12 protein-coding genes are annotated in these 16,235 nt (G+C 71.8%); 4 read left to right on the top strand and 8 right to left on the bottom strand.

The genetic code is table 11. The features are described 5' to 3' along the window. Positions 1-24: 24 nt before the first annotated feature. The 4 genes from ACH4N1_RS08845 to ACH4N1_RS08860 all read right to left on the bottom strand — a co-directional run bounded on the left by ACH4N1_RS08845 (position 25) and on the right by ACH4N1_RS08860 (position 5,371). The gene (locus tag ACH4N1_RS08845; RefSeq protein WP_398095614.1) at positions 25-1,041 is read right to left on the bottom strand and encodes an ABC transporter permease; all 1,017 of its coding nucleotides are present in this window, start codon (positions 1,039-1,041) and stop codon (positions 25-27) included. Continuing rightward, positions 1,038-2,564 (bottom strand): sugar ABC transporter ATP-binding protein, encoded by a 1,527-nt coding sequence (locus ACH4N1_RS08850; protein ID WP_398095615.1) that lies wholly within the window; start codon positions 2,562-2,564, stop codon positions 1,038-1,040. Before ACH4N1_RS08850 ends, ACH4N1_RS08845 begins: the two co-directional genes overlap by 4 nt. Before the next feature lie 235 nt (positions 2,565-2,799). Then, the gene (locus ACH4N1_RS08855; RefSeq protein WP_398095617.1) at positions 2,800-3,981 is read right to left on the bottom strand and encodes an ROK family protein; all 1,182 of its coding nucleotides are present in this window, start codon (positions 3,979-3,981) and stop codon (positions 2,800-2,802) included. A 442-nt stretch (positions 3,982-4,423) separates the two neighbouring features. Beyond that, the gene (locus ACH4N1_RS08860; RefSeq protein ID WP_398095618.1) at positions 4,424-5,371 is read right to left on the bottom strand and encodes a beta-ketoacyl-ACP synthase III; all 948 of its coding nucleotides are present in this window, start codon (positions 5,369-5,371) and stop codon (positions 4,424-4,426) included. A 290-nt stretch (positions 5,372-5,661) separates the two neighbouring features. Between ACH4N1_RS08860 and fdhD the strand changes: the two genes are divergently transcribed. After that, positions 5,662-6,510, top strand: coding sequence for a formate dehydrogenase accessory sulfurtransferase FdhD (fdhD, locus tag ACH4N1_RS08865; RefSeq protein WP_398095971.1), 849 nt, complete (start codon positions 5,662-5,664; stop codon positions 6,508-6,510). 43 nt (positions 6,511-6,553) lie between these two features. On the opposite strand, the gene ACH4N1_RS08870 is transcribed toward fdhD, so the two are convergent. Then, positions 6,554-7,624 (bottom strand): bile acid:sodium symporter family protein, encoded by a 1,071-nt coding sequence (locus tag ACH4N1_RS08870; protein ID WP_398095619.1) that lies wholly within the window; start codon positions 7,622-7,624, stop codon positions 6,554-6,556. Positions 7,625-7,764: 140 nt separating this feature from the next. On the opposite strand from ACH4N1_RS08870, the gene ACH4N1_RS08875 reads away from it, so the two are divergent. The 3 genes from ACH4N1_RS08875 (at position 7,765) to ACH4N1_RS08885 (ending at position 11,772) form a co-directional block, all read left to right on the top strand. Beyond that, positions 7,765-8,670, top strand: a complete 906-nt coding sequence (locus ACH4N1_RS08875; protein ID WP_398095621.1) for a LysR substrate-binding domain-containing protein — start codon at positions 7,765-7,767, stop codon at positions 8,668-8,670. A 340-nt stretch (positions 8,671-9,010) separates the two neighbouring features. Beyond that, the gene (locus tag ACH4N1_RS08880; RefSeq protein ID WP_398095622.1) at positions 9,011-10,837 is read left to right on the top strand and encodes an AMP-dependent synthetase/ligase; all 1,827 of its coding nucleotides are present in this window, start codon (positions 9,011-9,013) and stop codon (positions 10,835-10,837) included. A 98-nt stretch (positions 10,838-10,935) separates the two neighbouring features. Further along, a complete protein-coding gene (locus tag ACH4N1_RS08885; protein WP_398095623.1) occupies positions 10,936-11,772 on the top strand; it encodes an aldo/keto reductase in 837 nt (278 codons plus the stop codon). A 102-nt stretch (positions 11,773-11,874) separates the two neighbouring features. Here ACH4N1_RS08885 and ACH4N1_RS08890 read toward each other — a convergent pair whose 3' ends face one another. The 3 genes from ACH4N1_RS08890 to ACH4N1_RS08900 form a co-directional block, all read right to left on the bottom strand. Continuing rightward, positions 11,875-12,594: an SDR family oxidoreductase gene (locus ACH4N1_RS08890; protein ID WP_398095625.1), complete on the bottom strand. Its 720-nt coding sequence runs from the start codon at positions 12,592-12,594 to the stop codon at positions 11,875-11,877. Between the two features lie 107 nt (positions 12,595-12,701). Next, positions 12,702-13,661, bottom strand: a complete 960-nt coding sequence (locus tag ACH4N1_RS08895) for a class I SAM-dependent methyltransferase (protein WP_398095627.1) — start codon at positions 13,659-13,661, stop codon at positions 12,702-12,704. A 224-nt stretch (positions 13,662-13,885) separates the two neighbouring features. Further along, positions 13,886-15,619 (bottom strand): glycoside hydrolase family 6 protein, encoded by a 1,734-nt coding sequence (locus ACH4N1_RS08900; protein ID WP_398095629.1) that lies wholly within the window; start codon positions 15,617-15,619, stop codon positions 13,886-13,888. Between the last annotated feature and the right edge of the window lie 616 nt (positions 15,620-16,235).

A 16,235-nucleotide genomic window follows, 5' to 3' on the forward strand; every position in this document is an offset into this window, starting at 1 on the left:
CTGGCATGGCGGTGAACCCTTTCCTCAGGTCGTGCTCGCGGTACGGCGCTGGACCAGCACGGCGGCGACGATGATCGCGCCCTTGGCGATCTGCTGGACGTCGCTCTGCAGGTTGTTGAGGGCGAAGATGTTGGTGATCGTGGTGAAGATCAGGACGCCGAGCACGGAGCCGACGATGGTGCCGCGGCCCCCGCTGAGCAGGGTGCCGCCGATGATCGCGGCGGCGATGGCGTCGAGTTCGTAGAGGTTGCCGTTGGTGTTCTGGCCCGAGCCGGACAGGACGATCAGCAGGAAGGCGGCGATGCCGCAGCACAGTCCGGACAGCAGGTAGAGGTAGAGCCGCTGGCGGCGCACGTCGATGCCGGCCAGGCGGGCGGCTTCCGCGTTGCCGCCGACCGCGACCGTGCGCCGGCCGAAGGTGGTGCGGTTCAGCACGAGCCAGCCGATGACCGTCACGACGGCGAAGACCATGACGAGGGGCGGCACGCCGAGGACGTACGCGTCGCGCTCGCCGAGGTCGAGGATGCCGTCGGAGGTGACGATCTGCGTCTTGCCGTCGGTGATCTGCAGCGCGAGTCCGCGGGCGGAGGCCAGCATCGCGAGGGTGGCGATGAACGGGACCATTCCGCCGTAGGCGATGAGGAGGCCGTTGACGAGGCCGCAGCCGAGGCCGACGAGGACGGCGGTGAAGAGGATGCCTCCGAAGCCGTACTCCTGGGTGGCGAGCGTGGTGGCCCACACGGAGGCGAGGGCGACGATGGCGCCGACGGAGAGGTCGATGCCGCCGGAGGTGATGACGAAGGTCATGCCGACCGTGACGACGCCGATCACCGAGGCCTGGGTGAGGACGAGTTGGAGGTTGCGGGTGTCGAGGAACTCGTCGGGCCTGGTGATGCCGCCGATCACGACGAGGACGGCGAGGACGCCGAGCAGCGACAGGGTGCGGACGTCGGCGCGGGCCATCAGGCCCCGCCAGGCCGGGGGTTGGGCCGGGGGCATCTTGTCGGTGCTGTCGCGCGGCGGGGAGACGGGCTGCGTCATGACGCCGGACTTCCTTCCATGACGAGGTCGAGTACGCGGTGTTCGTCCAGTTCGCGGGCGGGCGCGGTGTGGACCACGCGTCCCTCCCGGAGCACCAGGACCCGGTCGGCGAGGCCGAGGACCTCCGGCACCTCGCTGGAGACGAGCAGCACGGCGAGGCCTTCGTCGGCCAGTCGGCGGACGACCGCGTACAGCTCGGCGCGGGCGCCGACGTCGACCCCTCGGGTGGGTTCGTCGAGCAGCAGGACGCGGCAGCCGCGCAGCAGCCAGCGGGCCAGGACGGCCTTCTGCTGGTTGCCGCCGGACAGGGTCCGTACCGGTGCGGACGGGTTGTCGGGGCGCAGCGACAGTTCACGGGTCGCCGCGCGGGCCGCGCCCCGTTCGGCGCCGCGGTCGATCCAGCCGCCGCGCGAGAAGCGGGAGAGGGAGGAGACGGAGACGTTGCGGGTGACGGACTCCAGCATCAGCAGGGCCTGGGCCTTGCGTTCCTCGGGGGCGAGGCCCAGGCCGGCGCGTACGGCGGCCCGCACGCTGCCCGGCCGCAACGGCTTTCCGTCCACCACGACGTGACCGGCCGTGGGTCGACGGGCGCCGTAGACCGTCTCCAGGATCTCGGAGCGGCCGGAGCCGACCAGCCCGGCGAGTCCGACGATCTCCCCCGGCCGCAGGTCGAGGTCGAGCGGCTCGAACTCGCCCTCCCTGGCCAGCCCGCGCACCTCCAGCAAGGGCTTCCCGCCCGTCGCCGGCACGCCGGCCGCGCGCCGTTCGGGGAAGACGTACTCGACGTTGCGGCCCGTCATCAGCGCGACGACCTCGCGGGTGGGTGTCGACTTCGCGGGCAGCCCGCCGGCCACCGCCCGGCCGTCCTTGAGCACCGTGACCCGGTCGCCGATGCGGCGGATCTCCTCCAGGCGGTGGGAGATGTGGACGACGGCCACACCCTCCGCCGTCAGGTCACCGACGATGCGGAAGAGGTTGTCGACCTCGTCCGGGTCGAGGGCGGCGGACGGTTCGTCCATCACGATCAGCCGGACGTCGTGGGAGAGGGCCCGCGCCATGGAGACGACCTGCTGCTGGGCCGCGGACAACTCCCCCACCGGAGCGGCCGGATCGATCTCCGTGTGCCCGAGCCGCCGCAGCAGGGTCTCCGTCGCCCGACGGGCCGTCCTGGTGCGGACGACGAATCCCGCGGCGGTGGGTTCGTGGCCGAGGTGGACGTTCTCCGCCACCGACAGGTGCTCCACCAGGTCGAGTTCCTGGTAGATGGTGGCGATGCCGAGGCGCATGGCGGCGATCGGCGAGCGCAGGGTGACCGGTTCGCCGCGCCAGCGGATGGTGCCGCCGTCGGGCTGGTGGGCACCGGCCAGCACCTTGATGAGGGTGGACTTGCCGGCCCCGTTCTGACCGAGCAGGCAGTGCACTTCACCGGCCTGGACGTCGAGGTCGACGCCGTCCAGGGCCCGGACGCCGGGGAACGACTTGGTGATGCCGGACATGCTGAGCAGCGGTGGTTCTGGTGCCATGTGGATTCCCCTCGGCGGGCGTGCGGGCCGGAGTCAGGGCAGAACGCCAGGAATCGGGCGCTCTTGAGGTGGCGCGGGGCAGGCGAGAGCGAGGCGGAGCGGGGCGGAGCAGGGCGCTGTGCCGGTGGTGCCGTACGAAGCGGGCTGGCGGGTTCGTCGGAGGACTGGGGCGGACGGCCGGTGCGAACGGAGTGGCTGCGCGGGTGAGAACAGGTCGCCGGTGCGAACGGAGTGGCTACGCGGGTGAGAACAAGTGGTCGCTGATGAGGCGGGCCGCGCCGATCACTCCGGCGGTGGGGCCCAACTCGCCCAGGACGATGGGCAGATTGCCGGTCGCCAGGGGCAGCGACTGGCGGTAGACCTGGGTGCGGATGGCGGCCAGCAGGGTGTGGCCGAGGCCGGTCACCCCGCCGCCGATCACGACCAGGCCGGGGTTGAAGAACGAGACGAGTCCGGCGATGACCTGACCGACCCGGTTGCCGCCCTCACGGATCAGGTCGAGGGCGGTGGCGTCGCCCGCGGCCGCCGCGGCGGCGACGTCGACGGCGGTGAGGCCGCCGTTCGTCTCCAGCCGTGCCGCGAGTTCCGCCGACAGACCCTGCTGGGCCGCTTCCACGGCGTCACGGGCCAGCGCCGCGCCGCTGAAGTAGGCCTCCAGGCAGCCACGGTTGCCGCAGGCGCAGGGCCGGCCGTCGGGCACCACCTGGATGTGCCCGATGTCGCCCGCGCTGCCGGTGGTGCCGCGGTAGACCTGCCCGCCGACGACGATGCCGCAGCCGATGCCGGTGCCGATCTTGACGCACAGGAAGTCGGCGACGGTGCGGGCGACGCCCGCGTGCTGCTCCCCCATCGCCATGAGGTTCACGTCGTTGTCGACCATGACCGGGCAGCCGAGTTCCTGGCTGAGCGCCTCCCGCACGGGGAAGCCGTCCCAGCCCGGCATGATCGGCGGCGCGACCGGTACGCCTTCGGGGAAGCGGACCGGGCCGGGGACGCCGATGCCGGCGCCGTCGAAGCCCTCGGCGAGTCCCGTCGCCTTCAACTTCGCCGCCATGGCGAGCACTTGCTCGAAGACCACGACCGGTCCCTCACGTACGTCGAGGGGCTGGTTGAGGTGTCCGAGCGTCTCCAGTTCGGCGTTGGTGACGGCGACGTCGACCGAGGTCGCGCCGATGTCCACGCCGAGGAAACGGAGTTGGGGATTGAGCCGGACGTTGTGCGAACGGCGGCCGCCGCGCGAGGCGGCGAGCCCGTCGGCCACGACCAGCCCCGTCTCCAGCAGCCGGTCCACCTCCACGGCCAGTTTGGACCGCGAGAGGTCGACCTGATCGCCGAGCTGTGCACGGGAGTTGGGACCTCCGTCGCGCAGCAGCCGCAGCAGCCGGGCCTGATGCGCGTTCGCGGGTCGTGCCGTCATGCGTCTCACGAACCCCTCCCCGCCTCGATCGGCCGCCTGGTGTCCTGCTTTCGAGGGGAACGTAGCAGCGGTTGCCGGGAGTGGGAAGAAGTCGTGCACGGATTGCCGTCAACTTTCTCCACTCACTGGACAAAGAAGTGCCCCGCGGCGTGTCGAGGGCACGCAGCGCGGGGCACGGGTGCGCGGGCGCACGGAGGCAGGGGGACAGCAGGGCCGGTCGGGGTGCCGTCCGGGCGCGGCCACGGGTGCCGTCCGGGCGCGGGCACGGGGCGAATCCGGGCGCGGGCACGAGGCCGGTCCGGGTGCCGTCCGGGCGCGGGCACGGCGCCCGGCTACGCCCCCCGGCGGGCGCCGCGGATCACTGCGGGCGGGGCAGGGCAGGGCCGGGCGGGGCCGACCGCGTCACGCCGCACGCCGCCGCCCGGATCCGCGCCACCCCCCGTCACGGGCAGCGGACGACCTGCCCCGCGTACGACAGGTTGCCGCCGAAACCGAACAGCAGGACCGGATCACCGCTGGAGATCTCGCCCCGCTCCACCAGCTTGGAGAAGGCGAGCGGGATGCTCGCCGCAGAGGTGTTGCCCGATTCGGTGACGTCGCGCGCGACCACGGCGTTGACGGCGCCGATCTTCGCCGCGAGGGGCTCGATGATGCGCAGGTTCGCCTGGTGCAGCACGACGGCGGCCAGGTCCTCCGGGGCGAGGCCGGCCCGCTCGCAGGCCTGCCGGGCGAGCGGCGGCAGCCGGGTGGTGGCCCACCGGTAGACGCTCTGCCCCTCCTGCGCGAACCGGGCCGGCTGCCCCTCGATGCGCACGGCATGCCCCATCTCGGGCACCGACCCCCACAGCACGGGCCCGATCCCGGGCTCGGTCCCGACGGGGCAGGCCTCGACCACGGCGGCGCCCGCCCCGTCGCCGACGAGGACGCAGGTGGTGCGGTCGGTCCAGTCGGTCACCTCGGACATCTTGTCGGCGCCGATGACGAGCGCGCGGGTCGCGGCGCCCGCGCGGATCGTGTGGTCGGCGGTGGCGAGTGCGTGGGTGAACCCGGCGCACACCACGTTGACGTCCAGCGCGGCCGGCCCGGGGATGCCGAGCCGGGCGGCGACCCGGGCGGCCATGTTGGGCGAGCGGTCCACGGCGGTGGAGGTGGCGACCATGACCAGGTCGATGTCCGCGGGGGTGAGACCGGCCGCCGCGAGCGCCTTGGCGGCGGCGTGCCCGGCCAGCTCGTCCACCGGCTCGTCGGGACCGGCGATGTGGCGCGTGCGGATGCCCACCCGGCTCCTGATCCACTCGTCATTGGTGTCGACCAGTTCCGCCAGGTCCTCGTTGGTGAGTACCTTGGCGGGCTGGTAGTGACCGACGGCGGTGATGCGCGAGCCGTTCATTGGGGGGTCCCCCTCGTTGCCTTGGGTAGCGGGACCCACCAGTCTGATCAGTGACTCACGGGTACGCGGGTACGTGAAGCGACAGGAAACCCGCACCGGGCTTGTCGGCTTCCCGCTATCCCCTGACGACGGTGTGCGCGTGCCGCGGCACATGCCGCAACCCGACGCCGCGCGTGCAGGACAATGAGATCGTGAGGGTCACCTCGCGGCACGGCGGTCCGGTGACCCACGGCGACTTCCGCATCAAGGGCCTTTCGGCCACCAGCACGTACAGAACCGGGGCTGACGACATGGGACGAGTCACCGAACGACGCAAGGTGCTCCGCATCCGCGACGGAGCGGTCTCCAGCCGCCCGGACACGCTGGTCGCGGAGGAGCCGCTGGAGATCCGCCTCAACGGCAGACCCCTCGCCATCACCATGCGCACGCCCGGCGACGACTTCGCCCTGGCCGCCGGGTTCCTGGTCAGCGAAGGCGTCCTGGCGGAGGGGTCCGACCTGCAGAACATCGTCTACTGCGCCGGAGCGACCGTGGACGGGTCGAACACGTACAACGTCGTCGACGTACGGACCGCACCCGGCGTCACCGTTCCCGACATCACCCTCGAACGGAACGTCTACACGACCTCGTCCTGCGGCCTGTGCGGCAAGGCCAGCCTGGACGCGGTGCGTACGACGACCCGCTGGCCCGTCGCCGACACTCCCCCGCTCCGTATCTCACCGGAACTCCTCGCCGTCCTCCCCGACCGGCTGCGCGCGTCCCAGCGCGTCTTCGACAGCACCGGCGGTCTGCACGCGGCGGCCCTGTTCTCCGAGGACGGCGAGCTGCTGGACGTCCGCGAGGACGTCGGCCGGCACAACGCGGTCGACAAGCTGGTCGGCCGCGCCCTCCAGAACGGCGGCCTGCCCTTGTCCCGGGCGATCCTGCTCGTGTCGGGCCGGGCCTCGTTCGAGCTGGCCCAGAAGGCCGTGATGGTGGGCATCCCGGTACTCGCGGCGGTGTCGGCGCCGTCCTCCCTCGCGGTGGACCTGGCGGCGGAGACGGGACTGACGCTGGTGGGCTTCCTGCGGGGTACTTCCATGAACGTGTACGCGGGCGAGGACCGCATCGCCCTGCGGACGGCGGCCGCGCGGGGCTAGGGCGTGTTTCGTCCGGATCATGCCGGGCGCGCGGTGTCCCGTCTCACCGCCGGTCCGTCCCCGGGTCGGGGGCCGAGGAGCGTGCCGCCGGCGCCGCCGCCACGGCGTCGGCCGCCGCCGTCTCCGCGCTCGCCTCGGCCCGCGCCTCCGGGTCGTGCGAGCGGCGCTTGGCGATGACCGCGCAGACCATGAGCTGCATCTGGTGGAACAGCATCAGCGGCAGCACGGCGAGGGAGGCGTGCGCGCCGAACAGGACGCTCGCCATGGGCAGGCCGGAGGCCAGGGACTTCTTGGACCCGGCGAACTGGATCGCGATCCGGTCCGCGCGGTCGAACCGCAGCGCCTTCGCGCCGTACCAGGTCAGCGCGAGCATCACGGCGAGCAGTACGGCCTCGACGACCAGCAGTGCGGCGAGCCGGGCCGGGCTGACCTGGTGCCAGATGCCCTGGACCATGCCCTCGCTGAACGCGGTGTAGACGACGAGGAGGATCGAGCCGCGGTCGACGTAACCGAGGACCTTCCGGTGCCGGGCGACGAACCCGCCGATCCAGCGGCGCAGCACCTGTCCCGCCACGAAGGGCACGAGCAGTTGCAGCACGATCTTCACGAGGGAGTCCGCGGAGAAGCCGCCGCCGCTGTCGCCGAGCAGGGCGGCCGCGAGCAGCGGTGTCACGACGATGCCGACCAGGGAGGAGAAGGAGCCGGCGCAGATCGCGGCGGGCACGTTGCCGCGGGCGATCGAGGTGAAGGCGATCGAGGACTGGATGGTCGACGGGACCAGGGTCAGGAACAGCAGCCCTTGGTGGAGGGGCTGTGTGAGGAGCACCGGGACGAGGCCTCGGGTGGCCGTGCCGAGCAGCGGGAAGATCACGAAGGTGCAGGCGAGGACGGTGAGGTGCAGGCGCCAGTGCTTGAGTCCGTCGAGCGCCTCCCGGGTGGACAGGCGGGCGCCGTACAGGAAGAACAGGAAGGCGATCGCGGCCGTGGAGGCGCCGGAGGCCACGTCGGCGGCGGCGCCGCGGGCCGGCAGGAGCGCCGCGAGGCCGACCGTCCCGAGCAGCAGCAGGATGTACGGGTCGATCGGCATCCGGCTCGGCCGGCGCAGGCGTTTCACGGTGCTCCACTTGCTCGTTCGTACGGGTGCCGTGGGGCGGGAGGGCCCCCGTCCATCGTCCTCCCCGGCCCCGTGATCGGGAATCCGGTACACCGCTCTCACTGTGATCGCACGGCGTGATGACCGGTACGGTGGCCGGTGTGTACGAGCCGTCTCAGCTGCGCACCTTCCTGGCGGTCGCCCAGACCCTGAGTTTCACGCAGGCCGCCCGGCGGCTGGGGCTGCGCCAGTCGACCGTCAGCCAGCACGTGCGCCGCCTGGAGGACGCCGCGGGGCGGACGCTGTTCACCCGGGACACGCACTCGGTGGAGCTGACCGAGGACGGCGAGGCGATGCTGGGTTTCGCGCGCCGGATCCTGGAGGTGCACGAGCAGGCGACGGCGTTCTTCACGGGAACGCGGCTGCGGGGCCGGCTGCGCTTCGGCGCGTCCGAGGACTTCGTGCTGACGCGGTTGCCGGAGATCCTGGAGGGCTTCCGGCACGACCACCCGGAGGTCGACCTGGAGCTGACGGTGGAGCTGTCCGGCACGCTGCACGAGCGGCTCGCGGCCGGGAAGCTGGACCTGGTGCTGGCCAAGCGGCGCCCCGCGGACCCGCACGGCGAACTGGTCCGGCACGACGAGCTGGTGTGGATCGGCGCGGACCGGCTGCGGCTGCACCCGGACCGGCCGGTGCCGCTGATCGTCTTCCCGCCGCCGGGGATCACCCGTGCCCTGGCCCTGGAGGCGCTGGAGCGGCAGGGGCGGGCGTGGCGGATCGTGTGCACGAGCGGCAGCCTGAACGGGCTCATCGCGGCGGCCCGGGCGGGCCTGGGCGTCATGGCGCACTCGCGGGGTCTGATCCCGCCGGGCCTGGTGCGGGTCCCGGAGCGGGCGGGCCTGCCCGAACTGGGCCGGGTGGAGTTCGTCCTGGTGCACGGGCGGCGGCGGACGGCGGCGCAGGGGGCGGCGGACGCCCTGGCGGCGGCGATCCTGGCGGGCGGCGACCGCCTGCACCGGCGCGGCCCCCGCCCGGCGGACGCGGACCGGGCGCGCGAGCGACCCTAGGGTCTTTCGTTCGGATCATGCCGGGCTCGTGGGGTCCGGCATGATCCGAACGAAAGACCCTGGGCGTATCGATCACGAGAGTCGTCGACACCGGCGGGCCGCCGGCTCCTCGCGCCGGGTCCCGGCGGCGTAAGCGGGTCGGGCAGATTCGGTGGAGATTACGGGACCGAAACTTACTCTTCCGTCAGTTTCCTGTCCGACCCTTCCGCATGTGAGCCCATTTTCCGGCACTGACCAGCGCGGACGAGGACATCGCCCGCTTTCCGACCCCCTCCCGTGCCGCGCGGGCGTGGGGTAGCTTTCACGGCGCTGTGCGGCCATGGGAAGCGGGGTGCGGGGTTTGCGCGAGTTCACCAACCCTCCGTCGGCGTCGGCACCGCCAGTGGGCGGTCTGGCCGACGTCGTCTTCGAGCACGCCCGGAACGACCCGCGGCACGTGGCGCTGGGCCGCAAGGACGAGCGGGGCGACTGGCGGGACGTGACCTCCGCCGAGTTCCGCGACGAGGTCCTCGCCCTCGCCAAGGGGCTCCTCGCCGAGGGCGTCCGGTTCGGCGACCGCGTGGCGATCATGTCCCGCACCCGCTACGAGTGGACCCTCTTCGACTACGCCCTGTGGACCATCGGCGCGCAGGTCGTCCCCGTCTACTCGACCTCCTCGGCCGAGCAGTGTTTCTGGATGCTGCACGACTCCGAGGTCACCGCCGCGGTCGTCGAGCACGAGGACCACGCGATGACCATCGCCACCGTCATCGACCGCCTCCCCCGCCTGCGCCGGCTGTGGCAGCTCGACGCCGGGTGCGTGCAGGAGCTGTACGACGCCGGCGCCTCCGTCGAGGACGAGGTGGTGCACCGGCACCGGGAGGCGGTGACCCCCGAGTCGACCGCGACGGTCATCTACACGTCGGGGACGACCGGCCGCCCCAAGGGCTGTGTCATCTCGCACGGCAACTTCATGTTCGAGGCGGACACCGTCATCGAGCGCTGGGAGCCGGTGTTCCACTCCCGCAAGGGCGACGAGGCGGCGACCCTGCTGTTCCTGCCGCTCGCGCACGTCTTCGGCCGGATGGTGCAGATCGCCGCGATCCGCGGCCGGGTCCGCTTCGGCCACCAGCCCCAGCTGCAGGCCTCCGCCCTGCTGCCCGACCTGGCCGCGTTCCGGCCGACGTTCTTCCTCGCCGTGCCGTACATCTTCGAGAAGGTCTTCGACGCGGCGCGCCGCAAGGCCGAGCGGGAGGGCAGGGGCGGGGTGTTCGAGAAGGCCGTCGAGGTGGCGGTGGACCACGCGGAGGCCGTCGAGGCGAAGGCGTGGGGCATCGGGCCGGGCCCCTCGGCGGGCCTGCGCGTGCAGCACCAGCTGTTCGACAAGCTCGTCTACTCCAAGGTGCGCGCGGCCATGGGCGGCCGGGTCCGGCACGCCATGTCCGGCGGCTCGGCGATGGACCGCAGGCTCGGCCTGTTCTTCGCCGGCGCGGGCGTGCAGATCTACGAGGGCTACGGCCTGACCGAGACCACCGCGGCCGCCACCGCCAACCCGCCCGGACGCACCCGCTACGGCACCGTCGGCCAGGCCGTCCCCGGCACGAGCGTGCACATCGCGGAGGACGGCGAGATCTGGCTGCGCGGCGACAACGTCTTCCAGGGCTACCTCAACAACCCCAAGGCCACCGACGAGGCGCTGCAGGACGGCTGGCTCGCCACCGGCGACCTGGGTTCCCTCGACGAGGACGGCTACCTCACCATCACCGGCCGCAAGAAGGAGATCCTCGTCACCTCCGGCGGCAAAAGCGTTTCACCGGGCCTGCTGGAGGAACGTGTGCGGGACCACCCGCTGGTGAACCAGTGCATCGTCGTCGGCAACGACCGGCCGTTCGTCGCCGCCCTGGTCACCCTCGACCAGGAGGCCGTCGAACACTGGCTCCAGATGCGCGGCGAACCGCAGCCGGCCCCCGCCGATCTGGTGCGCGACCCGGACCTGGAGGCGGAGGTGCGCCGGGCCGTGGTGACGGCGAACACGCTGGTCTCCCAGGCCGAGTCGATCCGCACCTTCCGCATCCTCGCCCAGCCGTTCACCGAGGAGCACGGTCTGCTGACCCCGTCCCTGAAGCTGAAGCGCAGGGCTATCGAGAGCACGTACGCCGACGAGGTCGACGCGCTGTACCGGACGTGACCCCCGGCCGACGGATTCCGGGGTCAGGAATGCATGACGCCCCGTGATCGTTGACCATGGGAGTACCACTTGACGGACAACCGAAGGATCAAGAGCTCGTGAGCAGCAAGGTCCCCCCGATCATCCTGAACAACGGCGTCGAGATGCCCCAGCTGGGCTTCGGCGTCTGGCAGGTGCCGGACGACGAGGCCGAGCAGGCGGTGGCCACCGCGCTGGAGGCCGGGTACCGCAGCATCGACACAGCGGCGATCTACGGCAACGAGGAGGGCACCGGCAAGGCGCTCGCCGCCTCGGGCGTGGCCCGCGAGGACCTCTTCGTCACCACCAAGCTCTGGAACAGCGACCAGGGGTACGACGCGACGCTCCGCGCGTTCGACGTCTCGCTGGAGAAGCTGGGCCTCGACCACGTCGACCTGTACCTGATCCACTGGCCGCTGCCGGCCCGCGGTTCCTACGTCGACACCTACAAGGCGTTCGAGAAGCTCCTCGCGGACGGCCGCACGCGGGCCATCGGCGTCTCGAACTTCCTGCCGGAGCACCTGGAGCGGCTGATCGCCGAGACCTCGGTCGTCCCCGCGGTCAACCAGATCGAGCTGCACCCGCACCTCCAGCAGCACGCCTCGCGCGAGTTCCACGCGGAGCAGGGCATCGCCACCGAGGCCTGGTCCCCGCTGGGCCAGGGCAAGGGCCTCCTGGAGGTGCCGGCGATCGTCGCCATCGCCCGCAAGCACGACCGCACCCCGGCCCAGGTCGTGCTGCGCTGGCACCTCCAGATCGGCAACGTCGTGATCCCGAAGTCCGTGACGCCGTCGCGGATCAAGGAGAACATCGAGGTGTTCGACTTCAGCCTGGACACCGAGGACCTGGCCGCGATCAGCGCGCTGAACGAGGACCGGCGCATCGGTCCCGACCCGGCCACGTTCGACATCGGCTGAGCCCGCACCGGCTGAGCCCGCACGTCCGGGACGGCACGGCCGGGCCCGCGGCCCGCATGCCCCGGAGGGCGCCCCTGATGTCGGGGGGCGCCCTCCGGCGCGTCAGTTGGGCTGTCCGAGCGGGCGTACGACGACGGTGTTGACGTCGACCCCCTCGGGCTGGCGGATCGCCCACACCACGGAGTCGGCGATCTGGTCGGCGGTCAGCAGATGCCCGGGCGGCAGGCTGCCGTAGCTGTCCCAGAACGGGGTCTCCACCCGGCCCGGCGCGACCAGGGTGACGCCGACGCCCCACTCGGTGACCTGCCGGCGGGTGTTCTCGGCGAGACCGGTGACCGCCCACTTCGTCGCCCCGTAGAGGTTGCCCGGAGTGGGCACGAAGCCGGCGACGCTGCCGATCAGCACGATCCGGCCGCGGGTCTCCCTGAGCGCGTCCACGGAGGCGCGGACGAGGAAGGCGGGCCCCAGCACATTGGTCAGGACCATGTCGGTCCAGCCGGCGGGGTCGCCGTCGGCGACGGAGTCGTGGGTGGCCGTGCCGGCGTTGGCGACGACCGTGTCCAGCCGGCCGAATTCCTTGAGCGTACGGTCGACCGCCGACTGGACGTGGTCGTAGTCGGACGTGCTGCCGACGACCGTCAGCAGCCGCTCCGGCTCGCCCAGTTCCGCGGCGAAGGCGCGCAGCCTCTCCTCGCCGCGGCCCGTGACGGTGACCCGGTACCCCGCGTCCAGCAGGCGCCGCGCGACGGCGGCGCCGATGCCGCTGCCGCCGCCGGTGATGAGGGCGACGGGTGCGGCCGTCGTGTCCGGAGAGCTGTTCATGGTGGGTCCCCCCTGTGCGTTGCGCGAACGGCACGGAGTCCATCACTTGAAGTGCTCTCCAAGTCAAGTCCCTTCCGCCAAGTCCCTTTCGACCAAGTCCCTTTCGACTAGACCGACTTGACCGCGGTGTGCACCGAGTGGGCGGCCAGCACGAACACGTCCGGCCGGTGGTGCACGCCCCCCGGGTCCTGCGGGTCGAGCAGCCGGTCGAGCACGGCCCGGTCGTCCGCGTCGAGCGTGTCGCCGAAGACGTCCCGGAGCCGGCCCAGGGAGGCGGCGATGTAGGCGCGGGCCCGGTCGGAGGCCGGGGCCGGCAGGTCGAGCAGGAAGCTGCGGGTGCGGGTGTGCTTCAGGCCCGCGGCGCTCAGCAGCGCGGCCCAGTCCTCGGTCTCCTCGACGGCTCCGGGCAGGTCGGCGCGCATTTGGGCGAACCACTCGGCCTCCAGCGCGTCGAGCCGTGCCTCCAGGCCGGGGCGGCCGAATCCGAGGTCGCGCGGCAGGAACCGGCTCGGCAGACCGCCCTCCATGAGGGCCAACGTGCCGCCGGGCGCCAGCCGTTCGGCGAACGCGGCGAGGGCGGCGCGCTGGTCGCCCAGGTGGTGCAGGCTGCGGCCGGCCCAGATCAGGTCGGCGGGGTAGTCCAACTCGTCAAGAACTTGGGGCAGTTCACCGGTCAGCGTGCCGAAGCGGTCGGCGTACCCGAGTCGGCCGGCCCGCGCCTGCGCCCGCTCGAGGAGCGGTCCGGAGCCGTCGACGGCCATGACCCGTGCGCCGGGGAACACCTCGGCGAAGAGACAGGACACCACACCGGGGCCGCTGCCCGCGTCGACGATCAGCCCCGGTTCGGTCACCTCTTTCCCGAGCCAGGACAGGGCCTTCTCGTACAGCGGCGTGAACAGCTCGGCCTGGGCCTCCAGATGCGGGGCCATCTCGGCCCAGTCGATCTCGGTGCCGTTCCCGTGCCCGTGTCCATGCCCGTGCCCGTGTCCGTGCCCGTTCGTGTGTCCCGGGCCGTCGTGCCCGTGCTGCTGGTGCTGTTCGTGCTGTTCGTGCTGTTCGTGCGCCATGGTGGTCAGCCTCTCGTCCGTGGTGCCGACAGCGTGCGCCGACGCACCGGTCGGAGGCCATCTCTGTTGCCGGGACGGCAAAAAACCGGCAACCGGTTTCCCGGGGACCGCTGGTTCCCGGGGACCGCTGGTTCCCGGGGACCGCCGACCGGCCGCTCCCGGTGGACGGGAGCGGCCGGTACCGCGCCGGGGGCCGGGTGGCGCACCCCCGACGGGTCACGCGGTTACGGCAGCGGCGGGTAGGCGTTCTGCATCAGCTGCTGGAACTGGGCGGAGAACCAGTGGCCGGAGATCGGCGCGTTCGCCAGGGCGCCCGACATGTTGTTGTTGTTGCGCGGGTTGCCCGTGTACGTGGGGTCGCACATCCGGTCGAAGCCCTTGCCCTCGTCGTTCGAGATGGCACTGCTGGCACCGTCGGACTCGCCCGGCGGCTTGACCCAGACGTAGGCGTCGATCCCGGCGGCCGGAGCGGCCTGCGGGCGTTCGCCGAGGCCGGCACCGGCCTGGTTGCACCAGTTGCCGGTGTTGAGGCGGCGGTCGTAGCGGCCGCCGTCGACGTAGGTGTCGACGCTGGTCGTGGCGCCCGGTCCGGCGGGCCGGGCGGTGCCGCCCCAGCCGTTGCGGGAGGTGTCGATCAGCATGCCGATGTTGGAGTTGAAGCCGGCGGTGACCAGCTGGTTGCGGAAGGCCTGGGCGTAGGACAGCTCGTCGACGTAGCGGTTCCAGTCGACCCACTTCGACTCGCGGACCGACTTGCCGGCCACGTTGTCGTTGATGGAGAAGTTGTTCTCCTTCAGGGCGCTGTAGTTCGCCGTGTTGGTGATGAAGCCGTGGACGTCGTTGACGGTGGCGCCCTCGGTGGTCGCCGCCTCCTTCATCAGGGCCGCGCTGGGGGCGAAGTTGTCGTCCCAGCCGAGCCAGCCGTGGTGTCCGGCGTCGACGTAGTTGTAGACGTTGGGCACGTCACCGAGCTTGTTCAGGGCGTAGCCGACGCCCTTCTGGTAGTTGCCGTTGGCCTTCATCACGTCGCACTGCGGGGTGGCCGTCACGCGGCCGCCGGTGTTGGTGACGAGGTTGGGCAGCGAGTCGATCTCGACGGTGTTGACGATGCGCAGCCCGGCGTACTTGGAGTCGGCCATGATGGCCTTGATCGGGTCGATGTACTGCGTCTTGTACTTGTCGATCTCCGTCGGGCCCAGCTCGCCGTTGGAGGCGAGGGCCGCGCAGTCCCGTCCGGGCAGGTTGTAGATGACGAACTGGACGACGAGCTCGCCGGAGCCCTTCTGCTTCAGCGCCTCGTCGAGGTGGGCGCGCAGGCCCATCTTGCCGTTGGCGCCGTTGATCGCGGCGATGCGGTCGAGCCAGACGGCGGTGGGCTGGTTGGAGACGCGGCTGCCGCCGGGTTCGGCCGCGGCGTTCGCCGACCACTCGGGGTTCACGTACACCTTGGCACCGGCGTAGGGGTTGTCGACCCTGGTGCCGGGGGTGCCGGGATCGGTCGGGCCGGGGTCCGTCGGACCGGGGTCGGTGGGGCCGCCGCCGTCGACGTTGCAGGTGACGCCGTCGAGGGTGAACGTCGTCGGGAGCGCGTTACTGCCGCTGTAGGTGCCCTGGAACCCGAAGCTGGTGGAAGCGCCCGTCGCCAGCGTGCCGTTGTAGCTCTCGTTGGCGGCGGTGACGGCCGTGCCGGACTGGGTGACCTTCGCGCTCCAGGCGTTGGTGACCTTCTGGTTCCCGGCGTACGACCACTTCACGGCCCAACTCGACTTGGCGGCCGAGTTGTTGGTGACGGTCACGTTGGCGGTGAAGCCGGTGCCCCAGTCGTTCTGCACCTTGTAGTCCACCGTGCACGGTACGGCGGCGATGCCGGCGTCACCGGGGACGACGGCGAGCGCCGTCCCGGAGGCACCGGCGACCAGCGCCAGCGCGGCGAGTATCGCAGTTCTGCTACGGCTCATGAGTGCGGGATTCCTTCTCGGTCGCGAGTGTGGGGTGACGCGCTTTTCCCTGGGGGTCGTGGTCGTGGGGTGGTACCGGGGTCAGCCGTTCGGGGCGCGCGGACGATCACGCGACCCGATGCCGTACGCGGTGGATGTCCCGTCGTGGTGCGAGATCGGGGACGGACCGACGGAGCCCGGTCGGCGGCGGGGGCGCGTGGGGAGTTCCGACGGCCCTCGTCGGCACGGGAGTCGACGCCGTACGGCTGCCGGGCGGTGAGGCCGCCCGTGGGACCGGCCGGCCCGCACCTCAGCCACTGGCCGGGGTGGTCGGGGCAGGCGATCCACCGGCGAGGACCACGCGGTCGGCACCGGTCGGTGCCGGTCGACCGTACGGCGTCGACCGGATCCTGTACACACCACCGGCAGGACGGCGCCCGGGGCGAGGACGACCGTGCCGGCGACGGCTAAAAGTACTGAACGCGGGGGGTGTCGCATGAGCGAGTCCTCACAGCTCGGGCACGTCGGTACGGACGCGTCGACTGATGGAACCGCTCCCACTGGTGCCAATGAAGCTAGCGCCAAGTGTCGGCAAAGAACAGAGGGTTGCTGACTTTCTCTCAACCTTGCATGTCGA

Origin of the sequence: Streptomyces sp. NPDC017202 (genome assembly GCF_044331705.1) — a bacterium.
In the GTDB taxonomy this organism is placed as follows: Bacteria; Actinomycetota; Actinomycetes; order Streptomycetales; family Streptomycetaceae; genus Streptomyces.

Bases quoted from the DNA above. Each gene is read 5' to 3' on its own strand.
- ACH4N1_RS08855 (WP_398095617.1), bottom strand. From the start codon at position 3,981: ATGACGGCACGACCCGCGAACGCGCATCAGGCCCGGCTGCTGCGGCTG.
- ACH4N1_RS08845 (WP_398095614.1), bottom strand. From the start codon at position 1,041: ATGACGCAGCCCGTCTCCCCGCCGCGCGACAGCACCGACAAGATGCCC.
- fdhD (WP_398095971.1), top strand. From the start codon at position 5,662: ATGGGACGAGTCACCGAACGACGCAAGGTGCTCCGCATCCGCGACGGA.
- ACH4N1_RS08860 (WP_398095618.1), bottom strand. From the start codon at position 5,371: ATGAACGGCTCGCGCATCACCGCCGTCGGTCACTACCAGCCCGCCAAG.
- ACH4N1_RS08890 (WP_398095625.1), bottom strand. From the start codon at position 12,594: ATGAACAGCTCTCCGGACACGACGGCCGCACCCGTCGCCCTCATCACC.
- ACH4N1_RS08900 (WP_398095629.1), bottom strand. From the start codon at position 15,619: ATGAGCCGTAGCAGAACTGCGATACTCGCCGCGCTGGCGCTGGTCGCC.
- ACH4N1_RS08850 (WP_398095615.1), bottom strand. From the start codon at position 2,564: ATGGCACCAGAACCACCGCTGCTCAGCATGTCCGGCATCACCAAGTCG.
- ACH4N1_RS08895 (WP_398095627.1), bottom strand. From the start codon at position 13,661: ATGGCGCACGAACAGCACGAACAGCACGAACAGCACCAGCAGCACGGG.